Source organism: Aquitalea palustris, assembly GCF_003693445.1.
Classification (GTDB): Bacteria; Pseudomonadota; Gammaproteobacteria; order Burkholderiales; family Chromobacteriaceae; genus Aquitalea; species Aquitalea palustris.
Window position 1 is genome coordinate 1 of sequence record NZ_RFAR01000007.1, and the last position, 18,990, is coordinate 18,990.

Sequence of the window (18,990 nt, forward strand, 5' to 3'; positions counted from 1 at the left end):
GCAGACAGTACACTGCGTACGGCAAGGAGGCGCAACGCCGCCGCAGGGTTTTTGTTAGCGGCGCCAAGCCCATACCGCAATCACACCGAACAGGAAACAATATGACACTGCGACTTGGCGATATCGCACCCGACTTCAGTCAGCAATCCACGGCGGGTGAGCTGAGCTTCCATGCCTGGAAGGGCGACAGCTGGGCTGTGCTGTTTTCCCACCCGGCCGATTACACCCCGGTGTGCACTACCGAGCTGGGGGTGACCGCCAAGCTGCAGCAGGAATTCAGCCAGCGCAATGTCAAGGTGCTGGCCTTGTCGGTCGATCCGCTCGAGGCTCACCACGGCTGGATTGCCGATATCAACGACACCCAGCAGGCCGTGGTGGATTTTCCCATCATTGCCGATGCCGACCGCAAGGTGTCCGAGGCTTACGACCTGATTCACCCCAATGCCAGCAGCACCCATACCGTGCGCTCGCTGTTCATTATCGATCCGTCACACAAGGTGCGGCTGATCATTACCTATCCGGCCAGTACCGGGCGCAATTTCAAGGAAATCCTGCGGGTGATCGACTCGCTGCAGCTGACCGACAAGCACAGTGTTGCCACACCTGCCAACTGGGAGCAGGGGCAGGAAGTGGTGATTGTGCCCTCGCTGCAGGATGAGGCGCTGATCCGCCAGAAATTCCCCCAGGGCTATCGCGCAGTCAGACCTTATCTGCGACTGACGCCCCAGCCTGTCTGATCGAATTTGTTGTTGTTCTGAGTTGTCTCTGTTTCTCCTTCTTGCATGTCTCTTCTTCAGCCGGATCTTGCGATCCGGCATTTTTTTTGCCTGCGCGGCACTGATGTTGTTAGCGAAATTTCTGCTAAACAGCGCATTTTTTCTTACTTATCGATATAAAAAAGCTCTGTTACCGTGGTTTGTATCAGCCGCAGCGGCCAAACCCACGAGAAAGACCATCCCATGAGCATTCAGTCGATCAATGTACGTAACCAGTTCAAAGGCGTTATCAAGGAAATCCTGGAAGGGCCGGTACTGTCGGAAGTCGATGTCGAAACCGCCTCCGGCATTGTTACCTCGGTGATTACCACCCGTTCGGTGCGCGAGCTGCAACTGAAAGTCGGCTCGCCGGTGGTGGCCTTCGTCAAGTCGACCGAAGTGTCGATTGCCACGCTGGCCTGAGGAGGCAGGCATGAGCTCGCCACTGTCAGCGCAAGCCCTGGACCAGTTGTTTGTCCAGGCACGGTCCACCCATCATTTTCAGGCGCGTCCGGTAACCGAGGACACCATCCGCCAGCTGTACGCGCTGCTGAAATGGGGGCCAACCGCCTTTAATGGCCAGCCGGGCCGTTATCTGTTCATTCACAGTGTCGAGGCACGCCAAAAGCTGCTGCCCACGCTGTCATCCGGCAATCGCGACAAGACCTCCGCCGCACCGCTCACCGTGGTGCTGGCCTGGGACCCGGCCTTTCATCAGCATCTGCCTGAGCAGTATCCGGCATACGACGCCAAGGGTTTTTATGATGGCCTGCCGCAGCTGATCGAGCCGCATGCCCGCACCAATGCCAGCCTGCAGGCGGGCTATCTGATCCTGGCGGCAAGGGCGCTGGGCCTGGATGCCGGACCGATGGCCGGCTTTGATGCGGCAGCGGTGGATGCGGCCTTCTTCCCGGACGGGCAGTGGCGCAGCCTGTTGCTGGTGAACCTGGGCTATGGCGTGCACGACGGTCAGCCACCTCGCGGCCCACGGCTGGACTTTGCGCAGGCAGCTGCCATCGTCTGACCTGAGCTGTCGCCTGAAACAAGAAACCGCCCCTGTGTATGCATGGGTGGTTTTTGTCGTCATTTGCCGGTATTTATCTGAATTTAAGATATAAAACGGCGATTTTATTGGTTTGTTGATGCATGCTGGATGGTTAGTCTGTGGGCTGCAAGAGCTGCCCACCCACTAGTGGCAGCCACCATCCGGGAGTCTGCAATGCAGCCATCAATAATCAAATCTTCACGCTGGGGCAGTGTGCTGGCCACGCTGCTGCTGGCTGTCAGTTCGCTGGCCGTGGCCGGGGCCAACGGCATCAAGGTGGGCGTGTCGTCCACGCCGCAAATCGAGTCGCTGCAAATTGCAGTGAAGGAAGCCAAGGCCCAGGGGCTGAATGTGGAGCTGGTGGAGTTTTCCGACTGGAATACCCCGAATGCCGCGCTGGCCAATGGCGATATCGATGTCAATTACTTCCAGCACATTCCCTTTCTGGAAAATGCCAAGAAGCAGGGTGGCTACGATTTTGTGCCGATTGCCCCCGGCACCATCATGAAAATCGGCCTGTACTCGCACAAATGGCAATCCTTTGCCCAGATCCCGCAGGGCGCCAAGGTGGCGATTGCCGGGGACCCGGTCAATGGCGGCCGTGGCTTGCTGCTGCTGGAAAAAGCCGGACTGATCCGGCTCAAGCCGGGGCTGGGTTACAAGGCCACCATCCAGGACATCGTGGCCAATCCGCGCAAGCTGCAAATCGTACAGCTGGAAGCCTCGCAACTGGCGCGCTCGCTGGATGATGTGGATCTGGCGCAAGGCTACCCGTCCTTTCTCAAGCTGGCTGGTGACAACCCGGACAATGCGCTGCTGTTCGATGGCCTGGAAAACAGGATCTACGCCCTGCAGTGGGTGGTACGCAAACAGGACGTGAACAACCCGCAAATCCGCCGCTTCATTGCCATCTATCAACACTCGAAGCTGGTGCGCGCTTCGCTGGACAAGGTGTTCGGCAAGCTGTACGCCCCGGCCTGGCTGTAAGGAGCAGGACATGAATGCACGGGCAGATATCTTGCTGAGCACACCGCCGGCCGCCGCGCCGAGGGAGGCCGAAGTGCTGGTGGAATTCCAGCAGCTGAGCCGGCAGTTCCAGGCCGGCGGGCGCAGCGTACAGGCCTTGCAGGAGGTGGAGTTCGGCATCCAGCGCGGCGAAATATTCGGCATCATCGGCCGCAGCGGCGCCGGCAAATCAACCCTGCTGCGCATCATCAACCGGCTGGAACAGCCCAGTAGCGGGCGTGTGCTGGTGGGCGGGCGTGACCTGTCCGGGCTGAACGAGGCCCAGCTGGCGCAGGCGCGCCGTGGCATCGGCATGATTTTCCAGCATTTCAACCTGCTGTCCTCGCGCACGGTGGCGCAGAACATCGGCCTGCCCTTGAAGATAGCCGGGGTGGCTGCCGTGGAGATCGAGCAGCGTGTTGACGAGCTGCTGCGCCTGGTCGGGCTGGAGGGCAAGCGCGATGTCTACCCGGCACGGCTGTCCGGCGGGCAGAAGCAGCGGGTGGGCATTGCCCGGGCGCTGGCACACCGGCCGGACATCCTGCTGTGTGACGAGGCCACCTCGGCACTGGACCCGGAAACAACCCAGTCCATCCTGGCGCTGCTGCGCGACATCAACCGGCAGTTGAATGTCACCGTGGTGCTGATTACCCATGAAATGGCGGTGATCCGCGAAATCTGCGACCGCGTGGCCGTACTGGAAGCGGGGCGGGTGGTGGAGCTGGGGCCGGTGTGGCAGGTGTTTGGTGCACCGCAGGCCGAAGCCACCCGCGCCTTGCTGGCATCGCTGGTGCACGAGTTGCCGCCCGACGTGCAGGGCCGTATTGCCAGCGAGCCGGCAACGGCCCAGTCCGAACTGCTGCTGGATGTGCGGCTGGACGGGGTCAGCGGGCAAGACCCGGCGCTGGGCCCGCTGGTGGCCGCGCTGGGTCCGGCCACCCGTCTGCTGCATGGCGGGGTGGAGCGCATTCAGGGCCGGGCGCAGGGGCGGCTGGTGCTGGCTTGCGCACCGCAGTCACGCAATCGTCTGGGCGATCTGGCCCGTCAGCTGGCCGTGCCGGTCGGCAATATTCGCATCCTGGGGTATCTGGACCATGCCTGATTTTGTTGATTTGTATCTGACAGCCACCTGGCAAACCCTGCAGATGGTCAGTGTGTCGGCGCTGGTATCGGCCTTGTTCGGGCTGGCGCTGGCCTTGCTGCTGGTCACCACCGGCCCGGGCGACCTGTATGCCCGGCCCTGGCTCAACCGCGGGGTGGGCAGCGTGGTCAATGTATTCCGCTCGGTGCCATTCATCATTTTGCTGGTGGTCTTGCTGCCATTCACCCGGCTGGTGGTGGGCACCACCATCGGCGTGTGGGCGGCGGCCGTGCCCTTGTCGGTGGCGGGGATTCCGTTTTTTGCCCGCATCGCTGAAGTCAGCCTGCGCGAGGTGGACCGTGGCCTGATCGAAGCGGTGCAGGCCATGGGAGGCCGCCGCCGCGACGTGCTGTGGCAGGTGCTGCTGCCGGAGGCGCTGCCCGGCATCGTGTCCGGCCTCACCATCACCCTGGTGGCGATGATCGGCTCCTCGGCCATGGCCGGTGCGGTGGGGGCTGGCGGGCTGGGGGATGTGGCCATTCGTTATGGTTATCAGCGTTTCGACACCCAGGTGATGGTGTCGGTACTGCTTGGCCTGATCGTGCTGGTCAGCGTGGTGCAGACCGTGGGCGATGCCCTGGCGCGCCGGCTGAACCATCGTCAATGAAACAGGAGTTGTCATGAGTCATCAAGCATTGTTCCAGGAAGCGGCGTTGATCCGCAGTGATGCCGAGGCGCTGGAAGTAGCCCGCCGGCTGGCGGCACAGTTTGCCCAGGAGGCCGGGCTGCGTGACCGCGAACGGCGTCTGCCCTGGGCCGAACTGGCACAGTATTCGGCCAGCGGCCTGGGCGGCATCACCGTGCCCAAAGCGTATGGCGGCGCTGGCGTCAGCCTGCTGACGCTGTCGCAGGTGTTCCGCATTCTGTGCGCGGCCGACCCCTCGCTGGGGCAGATTCCGCAAAACCACTTTGCCGTGCTGGAAGTGTTCCGCCTGCTGGCCACGCCGGCGCAGCTGCGCTTCATCTATAGCGAAGTGCTGTCCGGGCGGCGGCTGGGTAATGCCGGGCCGGAAAAAGGTCAGCAGTCCATGCTGCAACTGAGCACGCGGCTGCAGCGCGGCGCGGACAGGCTGCGGCTGAGCGGCCAGCGTTTTTACTCTACCGGCGCCCTGTTTGCCGACTGGATTCCCACCCGGGCCAAGGATGAGTCCGGGCTGACGGTGCAGGTGCTGGTGCCGCGCCATGCGCCGGGGGTGGAAGTCATCGATGACTGGTCGTCGTTTGGCCAGCGCACCACGGCCAGCGGCTCTGTGCGTTTCGAGCAGGTGCTGGTGGACGAAGCGCATCTCTTGCCGGTATGGCAGCTGGCCGACCGGCCCAATCTCACCGGGCCGGTTTCCCAGCTGATCCAGGCATCGATTGATGCCGGCATCGCCGAGGCAGCCCTGCGCGATGCCATCCTCTTCGTGCGCGAACATGCCCGGCCCTGGCTGGATTCCGGCGTGGCGCGGGCCAGTGACGACCCCTTTGTCATCCATGCCATCGGTCGGCTGCAGATCGATCTGCATGCTGCGCAGGAGGTGCTGGACAATGCCGCGCGCACGCTGGACCGCCTGCTGGCCGGTGATATCAGCGATGCCATCAGTGCCGAGGCATCCATTGCCGTGGCCGAGGCCAAGGTGCTGACCACCGAAATCGCCCTGCAAGCCAGCGAAAAGCTGTTCGAGCTGGCCGGTTCGTCCGCCACCCGTGCACGCCACCAGCTGGACCGCCACTGGCGCAATGCCCGGGTGCACACCCTGCACGATCCGGTGCGCTGGAAATACCACGCCATCGGCCAGTACCACCTGAACGGCGCCTTCCCCGCGCGCCATCAATGGAATTGAAAGGAGAACCATTCATGAGCGCACCGGCCGTTTTGGATATCAACCAACGATCAGCCCATCGCATTGCCAGCGATGAGGAAGCCTTGCAGCTGGCGCAGCGCCTGGCTGCTGATTTCGCCCCCGATGCGGCGCGGCGTGATCGCGAGCGCATCCTGCCGTGGGCAGAGCTGGAAAGCTTCAGCCAGAGCGGGCTGTGGGGCATTACCGTGCCGCGCGAGTTCGGCGGGGCCGGCGTGTCCCATGTCACGCTGGCCGAAGTCATTGCCACCATCAGCTCCGCCGATGGTTCGCTGGCGCAGATTCCGCAAAACCACTACTACGCGCTGGAAGTGCTGCGCGTGGGCGGCAGCGCAGCGCAAAAGCGCTTTTTCTACGGCCTGGCGCTGGATGGCGTGCGCTTTGGCAATGCACTGGCCGAAATCGGCCACAAGGATTACCAGCGCCGCACCCGGCTGACGCCGGAGGGCAAGGGCTATCGCGTCAGCGGGCAGAAGTTCTACTGCACCGGTGCGCTGTATGCGCAGTGGATTCCCACGCTGGTGGTGGATGACAACCAGGACAGCTATCTGGCCTTCATTCCGCGCCACAGTGATGGCGTGGAAATTACCGATGACTGGGATGGCTTCGGCCAGCGCGTCACCGGCAGCGGCTCGGTCAGCTTCAAGCAGGTATGGGTGGAGCCGGAGTGGATCGTGCCGTTCAAGGCCTCGTTTGACCGCCCCACCTCCATTGGCCCGTTTGCCCAGCTGCTGCACTGCGCCATCGACAGTGGCCAGGCACGCGGGGCCTATCAGGAAACCCTGCACTATGTGCGTGAACATGCGCGGCCATGGATAGATGCCGGCGTGGACAAGGCCAGCCGCGACCCCTTGCTGCTGGAGCGGGTGGGCAATGTGCAAGTGCGCCTGCGTGCGGCGGATGCCTTGCTGCACCGGGCTGGCCGCGTACTGGATGCACTGCAACAGCAGGCCTTTCCCGATGCGCGCAGCGTGGCCGAGGCCTCGGTGGCCGTGGCTGAAGCCAAGGTGCTGACTACCGAAGTGGCGCTGCTGGCCGCCAATCAGCTATTCGAACTGTCCGGCACCAGCGCCACGCTGGGCGAGCGCAATCTGGACCGCTACTGGCGCAATGCTCGCGTGCACACCCTGCATGATCCGGTGCGCTGGAAGTTTTTCGCCGTCGGCAACTATGTGCTGAATGATGTCTTGCCGCCGCGCCACGGAGCTTTGTGACATGAGCAAAAAACAGATTCTGCTCAACGCCTTCAACATGAATTGCGTCGGCCACATCAACCACGGCCTGTGGACCCATCCGCGTGACAATTCGGTGGACTACAACACGCTGTCTTACTGGACCGAGCTGGCCAGAACACTGGAGCGCGGCCTGTTCGACGGCCTGTTCATCGCCGACATCATCGGTGTCTACGATGTGTACCAGCAGTCGATAGACCTGACCGCACGCGAAGCCATCCAGCTGCCGGTCAACGACCCCTTGCTGCTGGTGCCGGCCATGGCGGCGGTGACACAACATCTGGGCTTTGGCGTCACCGCCAATCTCAGCTACGAGCCGCCTTATCTGTTTGCCCGGCGCATGTCCACGCTCGACCACCTCACTGGTGGCCGTGCCGGCTGGAATATCGTTACCGGCTATCTGGACAGCGGCGCACGCGCCATGGGCCTGCTGACCCAGGACGAACACGACCAGCGCTACGACCGCGCCGATGATTATCTGGAGCTGCTGTACAAGCTGTGGGAAGGCAGCTGGGAAGACGAGGCAGTGCGGCGCGACAAGGCGGCACGGGTGTTTGCTGATGCCAGTCGCATTCATCGCATCAATCATCAGGGGCCGTTCTACCAGCTGGATGGCTACCACCTGAGCGAGCCTTCGCGCCAGCGCACGCCGGTGCTGTTTCAGGCCGGCAGTTCGGAGCGTGGCCAGCTGTTTGCCGCCCGCCACGCCGAAGGCATCTTCATAGCCGCGCAGGACAAGGACAAGACCCGCCAGCTGGTGCAGGACATCCGCCGACAGGCGGTGGCCGCCGGTCGCCGTGCAGAGGATGTGAAAATCTTCATCGGCATCGCCGCCGTGGTAGGCCAGACCCAGGCCGAGGCACAGGAAAAATTCGACGACTACTGGCAGTACGCCAGCCCGGAAGCGGGCCTCGCCCATTTTGCCAGCAGCATCGGGGTGGACTTCAGCCGTTATGGCCTGGACGACCCGATTGAATACGGTGGCAGCAATGCCATCCAGTCGGCAGCCAAAACCGCCGCCGCCAACCAGCTGACCCGGCGCAAGTTGCTGGAACGCTTCCGTCTGGGCAGCCGTTACCCGACGCTGGTGGGCGATGCCGCCAGCGTGGCGGACGAGCTGGAAAGCTGGGTCAACGAGGTGGGGGTGGATGGCTTCAACCTGTCGCGCACCGTGACCCCGGAAAGCTACGAAGACTTTATCGACCTGGTGATTCCGGAGCTGCAAAACCGTGGCAGTTACAAGACGGCATACGCCGAAGGCAGCCTGCGCCACAAGCTGTTTGCCGAGGGCGACAGGCTGCCGCAGCGCCATGCCGGGGCAGGCTACCGGCCACGCTGAAGCGCCGAACAATCAAAACAACATCACACACTCAAGGGAAAATCATGAAGCATCACCAGAAAAAACTGGGCGCGCTGGCGCTGGTCGGCCTGCTGCTGGCACAAGGCGCACTGGCTGCCGCATTGAAAATTGGCGTTACACCCGGCGCCTATGCCGACTCGGTACAGGTGGCCGCGCAAGAGGCGAAAAAGCAGGGGCTGGAGGTGGAGGTAGTGGAGTTTTCCGACTGGACCACCCCCAATGTTGCCTTGGCCAGCAAGGATCTGGATGCCAATTACTTCCAGCACCAGGCCTTTCTCGACAATGTGATCAAGACCCAGGGCTATCATTTCAAGCCGGTAGGCTTGGGCATCCTGGCCAATATCGGCCTGTACTCCAGCCGTATCAAGCAGTTTTCCGAGCTGAAAAGCGGTGCCAAGGTGGCCATTGCCAGCGACCCCATCAATCAGGGCCGTGGCTTGCTGTTGCTGCAAAAAGCCGGGCTGATCAAGCTGCGCGACGGCGTGGGCGCGCGTGGCAAGCTGAGCGATATTGTCAGCAATCCGCGCAAGCTGGAGTTTGTCGAGGTGGAAGGGCCGCAACTGGTGCGGGTGGTGAATGATGTCGATCTGGCGCAGGGCTATCCGCACTTCATCGTGGCGGCACATGCCTTCGACCCCGGTAGTGCGTTGATTTTCTCCGGCAAGGATGACGAGCAATACGCCCTGCGCTTTGTCGCCCGCGAAGACAATGCCCGCGATCCGCGCCTGTTGAAGTTTGTGCAGATCTACCAGAACTCCCCGGCAGTGAAGGCGCAGATCCGCAAGTCTTACGCCAACAACGACAAGCTCTACAGCCTGGCCTGGCTTAAATGAACAGCCGTGGCTTCGCTAGGTTAGCGGCCATGACAAGCCGGCCACACCGACCCCAAGCGCGTTAAAGCCGCTGCAATGACGATGTATCCGACAGGCACTCCCCTTGGGGGAGTGCCTGTCGTCTTTTGTGGTGGCCAGCGGTGATATCGGATTTTCTGCTTTGATTTCCCGTATTGCTGCAGTGCTGCACAAGCAGCAGTCGGCCAGCAGGGTGGTGCGGCAGCAGCAGCCGCTGCACAGGCAAAAAATCATGCAAGATGTTGATAATTAAGGAAATAAAAGCTGGCACGCTTACTGCTAATCATTAGGCAGACCCTGATGATGGAGCAGTCATGAGCCACACCTTCAATATCGTTGCCGTTTCCGGCAGCCTGCAGCGCCCCTCGCGCACCCTGGCGCTGGTACAAGCCGTACTGGCGGAATTGTCCGGCCACCTGCCGCTGCACGCCCGCGTGATCGAACTGGGCGAGCTGGCTCCGCACTACGGTGCTGTTACCCGCCCGGCCGACTTGCCGGACACCGTGCGCGAAGCCATTCAGGCGGTGGAGCAGGCTGATTTGCTGATTGTCGCCAGCCCGGTTTACCGCGCCAGCTACACCGGCCTGTTCAAGCATTTCTTTGATTTCGTGCATCACGAAGCCCTGTTCGACCTGCCGGTGCTGCTGGCTGCCACCGGTGGCAGCGAGCGCCATGCGCTGGTGATCGAACATCAGCTGCGCCCCTTGTTCAGCTTCTTCCAGGCGCAAACCCTGCCGCTGGGTATCTACGCCGCCGAGGCCGACTTTACCGACTACCAGGTCAGCGACAGCGCCTTGCAGGCCCGCATCCGTCTGGCGGTGGAGCGCGCCTTGCCGCTGATCAGCCATCGCCAGCCGCTGATTGCCAGCACAGATGCTGCTGTCGCTGCCCCTGTTTGAATCAAGCCCGTCTTGCCCACTTTGAATTGCCTACTTTAACTCGCGGAGAAATCACATGAGCCAAGCACAAAACGCCATCAAGTTTGCCTACTGGGTACCCAATGTCAGCGGTGGTCTGGTGGTCAGCAAGATCGAACAGCGCACCAGCTGGGATATCGACTACAACCGCAAGCTGGCGCAAATCGCCGAGAAGGCTGGCTTTGAATATGCGCTGTCGCAAATCCGCTTTACCGCCGGTTATGGCGCGGAATACCAGCACGAGTCGGTTTCCTTCAGCCATGCGCTGCTGGCCGCCACTGAAAAACTGCGGGTAATTGCCGCCATTCTGCCCGGCCCGTGGACCCCGGCGGTGCTGGCCAAGCAGATTGCCACCATCGACCACCTCACCGGTGGCCGCGTCGCCGTCAATATCGTTTCCGGCTGGTTCCAGGGCGAATTCACTGCCATTGGCGAACCGTGGCTGGAGCATGACGAACGCTATCGCCGTTCGGAAGAATTCATCCGCGTGCTCAAGGGCATCTGGACCCAGGACAACTTCAGCTTCAAGGGCGATTTCTACCGCTTCAGCGACTACACCCTGAAGCCGAAACCGCTGCAACAGCCGCACCCGGAAATCTTCCAGGGTGGCAGCTCGCGTGCCGCGCGTGACATGGCTTCGCGTGTGTCCGACTGGTACTTCACCAACGGCAATACGGTAGAGGGCATCAAGGCGCAGGTGGATGACATCCGCGCCAAGGCAGCAGTCAACGGCCATCAGGTCAAGATTGGCGTCAACGCCTTCATCATTGCCCGCGATACCGAAGAAGAAGCCCGCGCCGTGCTGGCCGAAATCATCGACAAGGCCGACCCGGAAGCTGTCAATGCCTTTGGCGATGCGGTGAAGCAGGCCGGTCAGGCCAGCCCGGAAGGCGAGGGCAACTGGGCCAAGTCCACTTTTGAAGACCTGGTGCAGTACAACGACGGCTTCAAGACCAATCTGATCGGCACCCCGCAGCAGATTGCCGAGCGCATCGTCGCCCTGAAGGCGGTGGGGGTGGACCTGGTGCTGGGCGGCTTCCTGCACTTCCAGGAAGAAGTGGCCTACTTCGGCGAAAAAGTGCTGCCGCTGGTGCGTGAGCTGGAAGCGCGCGCCAAAGCGCACGAAGCCGTAGCCGCCTGACAGGAGCAAGGGTGATGAAGCGACATCAGGAAGCTCCGCAGCCAGCCAGCACCAGCCTGCCAGCCTGGCTGGCATGGCAGGCCCAGCAACAGCCGCAGGCCATTGCCTTGCGCCACAAGCGGCTGGGCATCTGGCAGCAATGGCGCTGGGTCGAGCTGCAGCAGCAGGTGGCTGCACTGGCGGCTGGCCTGGCGGCGCAAGGCTTTGCGGCCGGGCACAGCCTGGTGTTGCTCAGTCACCCGCGTCCCGAAGTGCTGCTGCTGAGCCTGGCAGCGCAGTGGCTGGGCGGCGAGGCGGTGGCGCTGGACCCGCACCAGCCGGCGCGCGACTTGCAGGCCATTTTGCAGCATTTACAGCCGCGCTGGCTGCTGGTGGAGGATGCCGAGGCCCTCAATAGCCTGCCGTGCGACCTGCCCAGCCCCGCGCTATTGCTCTACGCCGAAGGGCGTGGCTTGCAGCAGCGGGTAGGGCCGGGCTGGCTGTCGGTAGCCCAGTTGCAGCAAGCAGGCGCGGCCTTGCCTGCGCCCGCGCTGCTGGCCAGTAACAGCGCGGTGGCCTTCCGCTTCTGGCGCGTGGATGGCCGGGGCGAGCTGCAACAGCAGGCCTTGCAGCATGGCCATTTGCTGCAGGCGGGCAGCCAGCTGTTACAGGCCGAGGGCCTGACTGCCAATGAAGACGCCCTGGCCTCGCGTGCCTTTGCCAGTTCCGCCCAGGTGCGCTACCTGCTGGCACCGTGGCTGCAAGCCGGTTTCCGGCTGAATTTCCCGGAAAACCTGGCCACGCGCGACAACGACCGCCGCGAACTGGGGCCCACCCTGGTGGCCGGTACGCGGGAAACCTACAGCCGGCTGGAACAACTGGCACGCAGCCGTCTGCCACCTACTGGCAGCTGGCAACGCGCGCTGGTGGACCGGGTGCTGCAGCCGGACGCCGGGCGCTTCTGGCGCTGGGCCGGGTATTACAGCGTGATTCGCCCGCTGCGCGACGTGCTGGGCTTCAGCCGTACCCGGGTGCCGTTGCTGCTGGGTGTGCCGCTAGCGGAAAACACCCGCCACTTCTTTGCCGTGCTGGGGGTAGATGTGCGCAACTGGCCGGACAACGCCGAGTGGCAGCAACGGCCGCTGCAAGCCGAAGCGGAAAGCGGCACACGTCAATGGCTGCAAAGCGGTACGCCACCGTTGCAAGCCTGAATCAAGAAATGGAAACCACACTATGTCCCAGACCGTAGCGCCCTTGCTGAGCCTGGCGCACATCTCCCTGAGCTTCAAGGGTGTCAAGGCGGTGACCGACATCGGCTTTGACGTGGCCGAAGGGGAGATCTGCGCGCTGATCGGCCCCAATGGCGCGGGCAAAAGCTCCTTGCTCAATGTCATCAACGGGGTGTACCAGCCGCAGCAAGGGGAAATCCGCTTTGCCGGGCGCGCCCGCCGCGCCATGCAGCCGCACGAAGCGGCGGTGGCAGGCATTGCCCGCACCTTTCAGAACATTGCGCTGTTCAAGGGCATGAGTGTGCTGGACAACATCCTCACCGGCCGCAACCTGGCCAGCCGCAGCAGCTGGCTGGAACAGGCTTTCCGGCTGGGCCGTGCGGAGGCCGATGAAGAAGCCCAGCGCGCGGTAGCCGAGGAGGTGATTGCCTTCCTGCGCCTGCAAGCCTGGCGCCATACCCCGGTGGGCCAGCTGCCCTATGGCCTGCAAAAGCGGGTGGAACTGGGGCGCGCATTGGCAGCCCGGCCACGCCTGCTGTTGCTGGATGAACCCATGGCCGGGATGAACCGCGAGGAAAAGCGCGAGATGAGCCAGTTCATCCGCGAGGTCAACCAGGTGTTCGGCACCACCATCGTGCTGATCGAGCACGATATCGGCGTGGTGATGGAACTGTCCGACCACGTGGTAGTGCTGGACTACGGCCGCAAGATCGGCGATGGCGAGCCCGCAGCGGTGCGTGCGCTGCCGGAGGTGATTGCCGCCTATCTGGGCCAGCAGCGCCACTGAAACCTGTTTATCCGTATCCACCTTGTTCCCGCCGGTATTCCCGCGCGGGGCGGGGACCTGTAAGGGGGCTGTCTGATGTCGTTTTTCATGGAAGTACTGCTCGGCGGCTTGCTGGCCGGGGTGATGTACTCGCTGGTGGCCATCGGCTTCGTGCTGATCTACAAGGCCAGCGGGGTCTTCAATTTTGCCCAGGGTTCGATGGTGCTGTTTGCCGCACTCACCTTTGTCAGCCTGCTGGAGCGTGGCCTGCCATTTTGGTTGGCCTTTGTGCTGAGCCTATTGTCCATGCTGCTGCTGGCGCTGTTGCTGGAGCGGCTGGTGCTGCGCCATCTGGTGAACCGGCCGCCCATCACCCTGTTCATGGCTACGCTGGGTCTGAGCTATGTGGTGGAAGGCGTGGCCCAGGCGCTGTGGGCCTTGCTGGCGCTGGCCTTCGGCTTGCTGCCCTTTATCGGTAACGACTACTGGTTCAGCGCCATTCTGATTCCCTTCCTGGTGTTGTCACTGGCCGGGCTGGGGCTGAACCTGCTCACCGGCTATGCCGGTCAGCTGTCGCTGGGTTCGGCCGCTTTCATGGCGGTGGGGGCGTTTGCCAGTTACAAGCTGCAATTCCTGCTGCCGGGCCTGCCGCTTTTGCTCAGTTTTGTTGCCGGTGGCGTGGTGGCAGCGGCAGTGGGGGTGGTGTTTGGCCTGCCCAGCCTGCGCATCAAGGGCTTTTATCTGCTGGTGTCCACGCTGGCGGCACAGTTTTTTGTTGAATGGCTGCTGACCAAATTTGCCTGGTTCTCCAACGGTAACGAATCCGGCGTCATCACCGCGCCGCCGCTGCTGGTGGCCGGTCACGATTTTGGCAGCCCGGCCGGGCGTTATCTGCTCACGCTGAGCGTGGTGCTGCCGCTGTTTGTGCTGGCGGGCAATCTGGTACGCAGCAGTCTGGGTCGCAACTGGATGGCGGTGCGTGACATGGATACCGCTGCGGCTGTCATCGGTATTCCCATCCTGCGCACCAAACTGCTGGCCTTTGCCATCAGCTCTTTCATCCTGGGGGTGGCCGGTTCCCTGTGGGCGTTTACCTATCTGGGCACGGTGGAGCCGCATGGCTTTGATCTCAGCCGCTCGTTTCAGGTGCTGTTCATCATCATCCTGGGCGGCATGGGCAGCATTCTGGGTAATTTCCTGGGCGCGGCCTTCATCGTGCTGCTGCCCATCGTGCTGTCCATCCTGTCCGGCAGCTTGCTCAGCGGAGTACTGCCCGCCGGCCAGCTGGAGAACCTGCAAAAAATCATCTTTGGCGTGCTGATCATCCTGTTCCTGATCAAGGAGCCGGACGGTCTGGCGCGGCTGTGGCAAGGCTGGCGCGCCCGCGCCCGGCTGTGGCCACTGCGTTTCTGAGCGTTTTTGTCTTGTTGTTTCCGTTAGCAGTTTTGTCTACTGAACCAGGGAGTTTACCCATAATGAAAAATCATCTGCACACACTGAAAGGGGCGGTCGTACTGGCATTGGGCCTGGCGGCCGCATCGGCCACGGCACAGGCGGGCGGCGAGCAGTATTTCCCGCTGCAAAGCTACCGCGTGGGGCCGTATGCGGCTGGCGGCACCGGCTTTTTTGGTGGCTTCATTGATTACCTGCAGTACGTGAATATCAAGGAAGGTGGCGTCAACGGCGTCAAGCTGACCTGGAGTGAGTGCGAAACCGAATACGTGGTGGAAAAAGGGGTGGAGTGCTACGAGCGGCTGAAAAAGGGCCTGAACGGCGCACCGGCTGCTGCCACCAACCCGCTGTCGGTGGGCATTGCCTATGCCACGCTGGAGCGCTCCACCGCCGACAAGCTGCCGCTGATCACCATCAACCACGGCCGTACCGACTCCACCGACGGCAGCGTGTTTCCCTATGTGTTCCCGTTGCAGCTGAACCCGTACTCCGAGGTGTCGGCCATCATCAACTACATCGGCCAGAAATCCGGTGGCCTGGCCAAGCTGAAGGGCAAGAAGATTGCCGTGCTCTACCACGGCTCGCCTTATGGCAAGGAAACCAACCCCATCCTGGAGCTGCTGTCGAAGAAATACGGCTTCCAGCTGGTATCGCTGGAAGTGCCACATCCGGGTAACGAGCAGCAGTCGCAATGGCTGACCATCCGCCAGCAAAAGCCGGACTGGGTGATCCTGCGCGGCTGGGGCGTGATGAACCCGGTGGCGCTGAAAACCGCGCAGAAAACCGGTTATCCGGCTGACCACATCATCGGCAATATCTGGAGCAACTCGGAAGAAGACGCCGCCCCGGCCGGTGCCGCTGCCAAGGGTTTCATCTCCATCACCACCCATCCTTCCGGCAGCCAGTTCCCGGTGCTGCAAGGCATCAAGAAAACCGTGCTGGATGCGGGCAAGGGCAATCTGGCCGACCCCAAGCGCTTTGGCACGGTGTATTACAACCTGGGCGTGGTCAACGGCATCCTGAACGTGGAAGCCGTGCGTCTGGCGCAGGCCAAGTTCGGCAAGAAACCGCTGACCGGCGAGCAAGTGCGCTGGGGCTTCGAGCACCTGCACTTTGACGACAAGCGCCTGAAGGAAGTGGGCGCGCTGGGCCTGTTGCAACCGCTGCAACTGAGCTGCGCCGACCACGAAGGCGGCGGCGCGGTGCGCTTCCAGCAGTGGGACGGCCAGCAGTGGAAAGTGATTTCGCCGTGGGTACAGGCCGACCGCAAGCTGCTGCGCCCCATCATCGAGGACTCCTCGCACAAGTACGCCAAGGAAAAGGGCATCACCCCGCGCGATTGCAGCAAGGAATCGTGATGGCCTGAGCCCGTCCACGCCCGGCGCGGCTTGCTGCGCCGGGTTTTTGTCACCCGGTTTTTGACGGATTGCGGAGTTGAATCATGAGCCAGCCCTTACTACAGGTGGAAGGCATTCAGGTGGTGTACAACCAGGCCATTCTGGCCGTGGCCAGTGTTTCCTTGCAGGTGGACGCAGGGCAGATCGTGGCCTTGCTGGGGGCCAATGGCGCAGGCAAAAGCAGCACGCTCAAGGCGATTGCCGGGCTGGTAAACGCCGAGCGTGGCTGCCTGCAGCAAGGGCGCATTGTCTATGCCGGGCAGGATGTCAGCCACACTGCCCCGCATGAGCTGGTGCAGCAAGGGCTGGTGCAGGTGCTGGAAGGGCGGCATTGCTTTGCCCACCTGACGGTAGAGGAAAACCTGCTGACCGGCGCCTTCGTGCGCAAGCCCAGCCGCGCGGCCTTGCAGCAGGATCTGGAGCGCATCTACCAGTATTTCCCGCGTCTGAAAGAGCGCCGTCGCTCGCAGGCCGGTTATACCTCGGGCGGCGAGCAGCAGATGGTGGCCATCGGCCGCGCACTGATGGCCGCACCTCGGCTGGTGTTGCTGGATGAACCCTCGATGGGCCTGGCACCGAAAATCGTCGAGGAAATTTTCGAGATCCTGCAGGCGCTGAACCAGCAGGAAGGGGTGAGCTTTCTGCTGGCCGAGCAGAACGCCAACCTGGCCTTGCACTACAGCCATCAGGCTTATCTGCTGGAAAACGGCCATGTGGCACTGTCGGGCAGTTCGGCCGAACTGGCCGCGCGTGAAGATGTGCATCAGTTCTATCTGGGCGGCAGTGTCGAGGCGGCCTGAGGCCAGGCTGTCAGTGTCAGGTTTTGGCGCAGACAACAGCGCTCGCTATCATTCATCCTGCTGGTACAGACGGCGCCGGCACGCCGTTCTTCACCGGCGCGACGCCCTGCTCAGCCACGCTGATGGCTTGATATTCAAATCAGTTTTTCTTGGTTCGCATTGCCATTGGCATGACATATCGTGAAGCTTCCCGGCACCCCGGTGGTGCTGCTTTACGGAGTTGTCATGCCAAGCCCTCTTACCTTGCCTGTCATCGATTTCAGCCTGCTGGATGGCAGCGCTGGACAACGTCAGCAACTGCTGCAACAACTGCGTGGCGCGGCACGCGACCATGGCTTCTTTTATCTGGTCGGCCATGGTATCGCCGCTGACAAGGTGACAGCACTGCGTCAGGCCGCACGCGCATTTTTTGCCTTGCCAGAGGCTGACAAGCTGGCCATCGACATGGAAAACTCGCCGCATTTTCGCGGCTATACCCGTGCCGGCGAAGAACGCACCCGCGGGGCTGCCGACTGGCGCGAACAACTGGATATCGGCGCCGAGCGCCCGGCGCGACCAGACCTGGCAGCGCAGGGGCCGTGGTGGCGGCTGCAAGGCCCCAATCAATGGCCGACGGCCTTGCCGGAACTCAAGCCGGTGCTGCTGGACTGGCAGCAGGAAACCACCCGGCTTTCCATCCGCCTGTTGCGTGCCTTTGCCGAAGCCCTGCAGCAGCCGGTCGACATTTTCGACGATGCCTTTGTCGAAGCTCCGGTTGAGCATCTGAAAATCATCCGTTATCCGGGCAGCCAGCAAGGCGCAGCCGGGCAGGGCGTGGGGCCGCACAAGGACGGCGGCTTCCTCACCCTGCTGCTGCAAGACGACAATCAGGACGGCCTGCAAGTGGAAACCGAGCAGGGCTGGATTGATGCGCCGTCATTGCCGGGCAGCTTCATCGTCAATATCGGCGAATCGCTGGAAATGGCATCCGACGGCTATCTGCGGGCCAATGTGCATCGCGTACTGAGTCCGCCGGAAGGCAAGGACCGCTTGTCCGTGGCCTTTTTCCTCGGCCCGCGGCTGGATGCCACCATTCCGCTGCTGCAACTGCCAGCCGAGCTGGCCGCCGAAGCGCGTGGCCCGGAGGCCGACCCGGATAACCCGCTGTTTTACCGCATTGGTGACAACTATCTCAAAGGGCGGCTGCGCTCCCATCCCAAGGTAGCCGTCCGACACCATGCCGACCTGCTTTCCCCGCAAGCATTGCAGGCCGCTTCCCTTCCCACTTCCGCAGGAGAATATGCATGAAACGCGCAAGCCTCTGGCTGGCATTGTTTGGCCTGGCCACCAGCCTCACCGCCCACGCCGAAGTACTGACCATCGGTGCCGAAGCGGTCCCGCATGCCGAGATTCTGGAGCACGTGAAGCCAGTGCTGGCCAAACAAGGCATTGAGTTGAAAGTGAAGGTGTTCAGCAATGGCCTGCAGGAAAACCTGGCGGTGGCCGGCAAGGAAATCGATGCCAACTACTTCCAGCACCAGCCCTTTCTGGATAGCTTCAACAAGTCCAAGGGCACCCGGCTGGTGAGCGTGGCGGCCATCCATGTGGAGCCGTTCGGCGCGTACTCGCACAAGGTCCACAAGGCCAGCGAGCTGCCGGACGGTGCCACCATCGCCATTCCCAACGACCCGTCCAATACCGGCCGCGCCCTGTTGCTGCTGCACAAGCAGGGCCTGATCAGCCTGAAAGACCCGGCCAACATCCTGTCCGGTGCACGTGACATCAGCAGCAATCCGCACCATTTCAAGATCAAGGAACTGGAAGCTGCCACCCTGCCACGGGTGCTGGACCAGGTAGACATTGCGCTGATCAATACCAACTACGCGCTGCAAGGCGGGCTGAAGCCCAAGCGCGATGCGCTGTTCAGCGAAGGCAGCCAGTCGCCTTACGCCAATATCATCGTGTCGCGCGAGGACAACCGCAGCAGCCCGGCGCTGAAAAAACTGGTGGCGGCGCTATCCACCGACGATGTGCGCCAGTTCATCGACCAGCGTTATCAGGGTGCGGTAGTGCCGGTGTTCTGACACTGCGCCCTGA

General features: G+C 62.4%; 20 protein-coding genes. All 20 read left to right on the forward strand.

Translation table 11 applies throughout. The annotated features are described in order from the left end of the window. Positions 1 to 101: 101 nt before the first annotated feature. The 20 genes from EAY64_RS02365 to EAY64_RS02455 all read left to right on the forward strand — a co-directional run bounded on the left by EAY64_RS02365 (position 102) and on the right by EAY64_RS02455 (position 18,977). Positions 102 to 737 carry a peroxiredoxin gene (locus EAY64_RS02365; protein WP_103523186.1) on the forward strand — a complete coding sequence of 212 codons (636 nt, stop codon included), beginning with the start codon at positions 102 to 104 and terminating at the stop codon, positions 735 to 737. 222 nt (positions 738 to 959) lie between these two features. Further along, complete coding sequence (locus tag EAY64_RS02370; RefSeq protein ID WP_103523187.1) at positions 960 to 1,178, forward strand: TOBE domain-containing protein; 219 nt, start codon at positions 960 to 962, stop codon at positions 1,176 to 1,178. A 10-nt stretch (positions 1,179 to 1,188) separates the two neighbouring features. Next, a complete protein-coding gene (locus tag EAY64_RS02375; protein WP_103523188.1) occupies positions 1,189 to 1,779 on the forward strand; it encodes a malonic semialdehyde reductase in 591 nt (196 codons plus the stop codon). Between the two features lie 195 nt (positions 1,780 to 1,974). Next, the gene (locus tag EAY64_RS02380) at positions 1,975 to 2,787 is read left to right on the forward strand and encodes a MetQ/NlpA family ABC transporter substrate-binding protein (RefSeq protein ID WP_103523189.1); all 813 of its coding nucleotides are present in this window, start codon (positions 1,975 to 1,977) and stop codon (positions 2,785 to 2,787) included. Positions 2,788 to 2,797: 10 nt separating this feature from the next. Beyond that, complete coding sequence (locus EAY64_RS02385; RefSeq protein WP_103523190.1) at positions 2,798 to 3,907, forward strand: methionine ABC transporter ATP-binding protein; 1,110 nt, start codon at positions 2,798 to 2,800, stop codon at positions 3,905 to 3,907. Then, positions 3,900 to 4,553 (forward strand): methionine ABC transporter permease, encoded by a 654-nt coding sequence (locus EAY64_RS02390; protein WP_103523191.1) that lies wholly within the window; start codon positions 3,900 to 3,902, stop codon positions 4,551 to 4,553. Before EAY64_RS02385 ends, EAY64_RS02390 begins: the two co-directional genes overlap by 8 nt. Positions 4,554 to 4,566: 13 nt before the next feature. Further along, positions 4,567 to 5,772, forward strand: coding sequence for an SfnB family sulfur acquisition oxidoreductase (locus tag EAY64_RS02395; protein ID WP_103523192.1), 1,206 nt, complete (start codon positions 4,567 to 4,569; stop codon positions 5,770 to 5,772). Between the two features lie 14 nt (positions 5,773 to 5,786). Further along, the gene (locus tag EAY64_RS02400) at positions 5,787 to 7,004 is read left to right on the forward strand and encodes an SfnB family sulfur acquisition oxidoreductase (RefSeq protein ID WP_199734372.1); all 1,218 of its coding nucleotides are present in this window, start codon (positions 5,787 to 5,789) and stop codon (positions 7,002 to 7,004) included. Between the two features lies 1 nt (position 7,005). Then, positions 7,006 to 8,361, forward strand: a complete 1,356-nt coding sequence (locus tag EAY64_RS02405) for an LLM class flavin-dependent oxidoreductase (RefSeq protein WP_103523194.1) — start codon at positions 7,006 to 7,008, stop codon at positions 8,359 to 8,361. A gap of 44 nt (positions 8,362 to 8,405) precedes the next feature. Further along, positions 8,406 to 9,215: a MetQ/NlpA family ABC transporter substrate-binding protein gene (locus tag EAY64_RS02410; protein ID WP_103523195.1), complete on the forward strand. Its 810-nt coding sequence runs from the start codon at positions 8,406 to 8,408 to the stop codon at positions 9,213 to 9,215. A 103-nt stretch (positions 9,216 to 9,318) separates the two neighbouring features. Next, positions 9,319 to 9,486 carry a hypothetical protein gene (locus EAY64_RS20325; protein ID WP_158604597.1) on the forward strand — a complete coding sequence of 56 codons (168 nt, stop codon included), beginning with the start codon at positions 9,319 to 9,321 and terminating at the stop codon, positions 9,484 to 9,486. 61 nt (positions 9,487 to 9,547) lie between these two features. Beyond that, entirely contained in the window at positions 9,548 to 10,132 is a 585-nt protein-coding gene (gene msuE, locus EAY64_RS02415) for an FMN reductase (protein ID WP_103523196.1), read from the forward strand. 55 nt (positions 10,133 to 10,187) lie between these two features. Further along, positions 10,188 to 11,291 (forward strand): dimethylsulfone monooxygenase SfnG, encoded by a 1,104-nt coding sequence (sfnG, locus tag EAY64_RS02420; RefSeq protein ID WP_103523197.1) that lies wholly within the window; start codon positions 10,188 to 10,190, stop codon positions 11,289 to 11,291. A 14-nt stretch (positions 11,292 to 11,305) separates the two neighbouring features. Next, complete coding sequence (locus EAY64_RS02425) at positions 11,306 to 12,481, forward strand: AMP-binding protein (protein ID WP_103523198.1); 1,176 nt, start codon at positions 11,306 to 11,308, stop codon at positions 12,479 to 12,481. A 22-nt stretch (positions 12,482 to 12,503) separates the two neighbouring features. After that, complete coding sequence (locus EAY64_RS02430) at positions 12,504 to 13,286, forward strand: ABC transporter ATP-binding protein (protein ID WP_103523199.1); 783 nt, start codon at positions 12,504 to 12,506, stop codon at positions 13,284 to 13,286. Positions 13,287 to 13,361: 75 nt separating this feature from the next. Beyond that, complete coding sequence (locus EAY64_RS02435) at positions 13,362 to 14,678, forward strand: ABC transporter permease subunit (RefSeq protein WP_113023946.1); 1,317 nt, start codon at positions 13,362 to 13,364, stop codon at positions 14,676 to 14,678. Positions 14,679 to 14,740: 62 nt separating this feature from the next. Then, positions 14,741 to 16,075 carry an ABC transporter substrate-binding protein gene (locus EAY64_RS02440; protein ID WP_103523200.1) on the forward strand — a complete coding sequence of 445 codons (1,335 nt, stop codon included), beginning with the start codon at positions 14,741 to 14,743 and terminating at the stop codon, positions 16,073 to 16,075. Between the two features lie 83 nt (positions 16,076 to 16,158). Further along, positions 16,159 to 16,914, forward strand: coding sequence for an ABC transporter ATP-binding protein (locus EAY64_RS02445; RefSeq protein WP_103523201.1), 756 nt, complete (start codon positions 16,159 to 16,161; stop codon positions 16,912 to 16,914). A gap of 225 nt (positions 16,915 to 17,139) precedes the next feature. Continuing rightward, positions 17,140 to 18,201: an isopenicillin N synthase family dioxygenase gene (locus tag EAY64_RS02450; RefSeq protein ID WP_103523202.1), complete on the forward strand. Its 1,062-nt coding sequence runs from the start codon at positions 17,140 to 17,142 to the stop codon at positions 18,199 to 18,201. Then, positions 18,198 to 18,977 carry a MetQ/NlpA family ABC transporter substrate-binding protein gene (locus tag EAY64_RS02455; protein ID WP_103523203.1) on the forward strand — a complete coding sequence of 260 codons (780 nt, stop codon included), beginning with the start codon at positions 18,198 to 18,200 and terminating at the stop codon, positions 18,975 to 18,977. The genes EAY64_RS02450 and EAY64_RS02455 overlap by 4 nt, the downstream gene beginning before the upstream one ends. Positions 18,978 to 18,990: the final 13 nt, after the last annotated feature.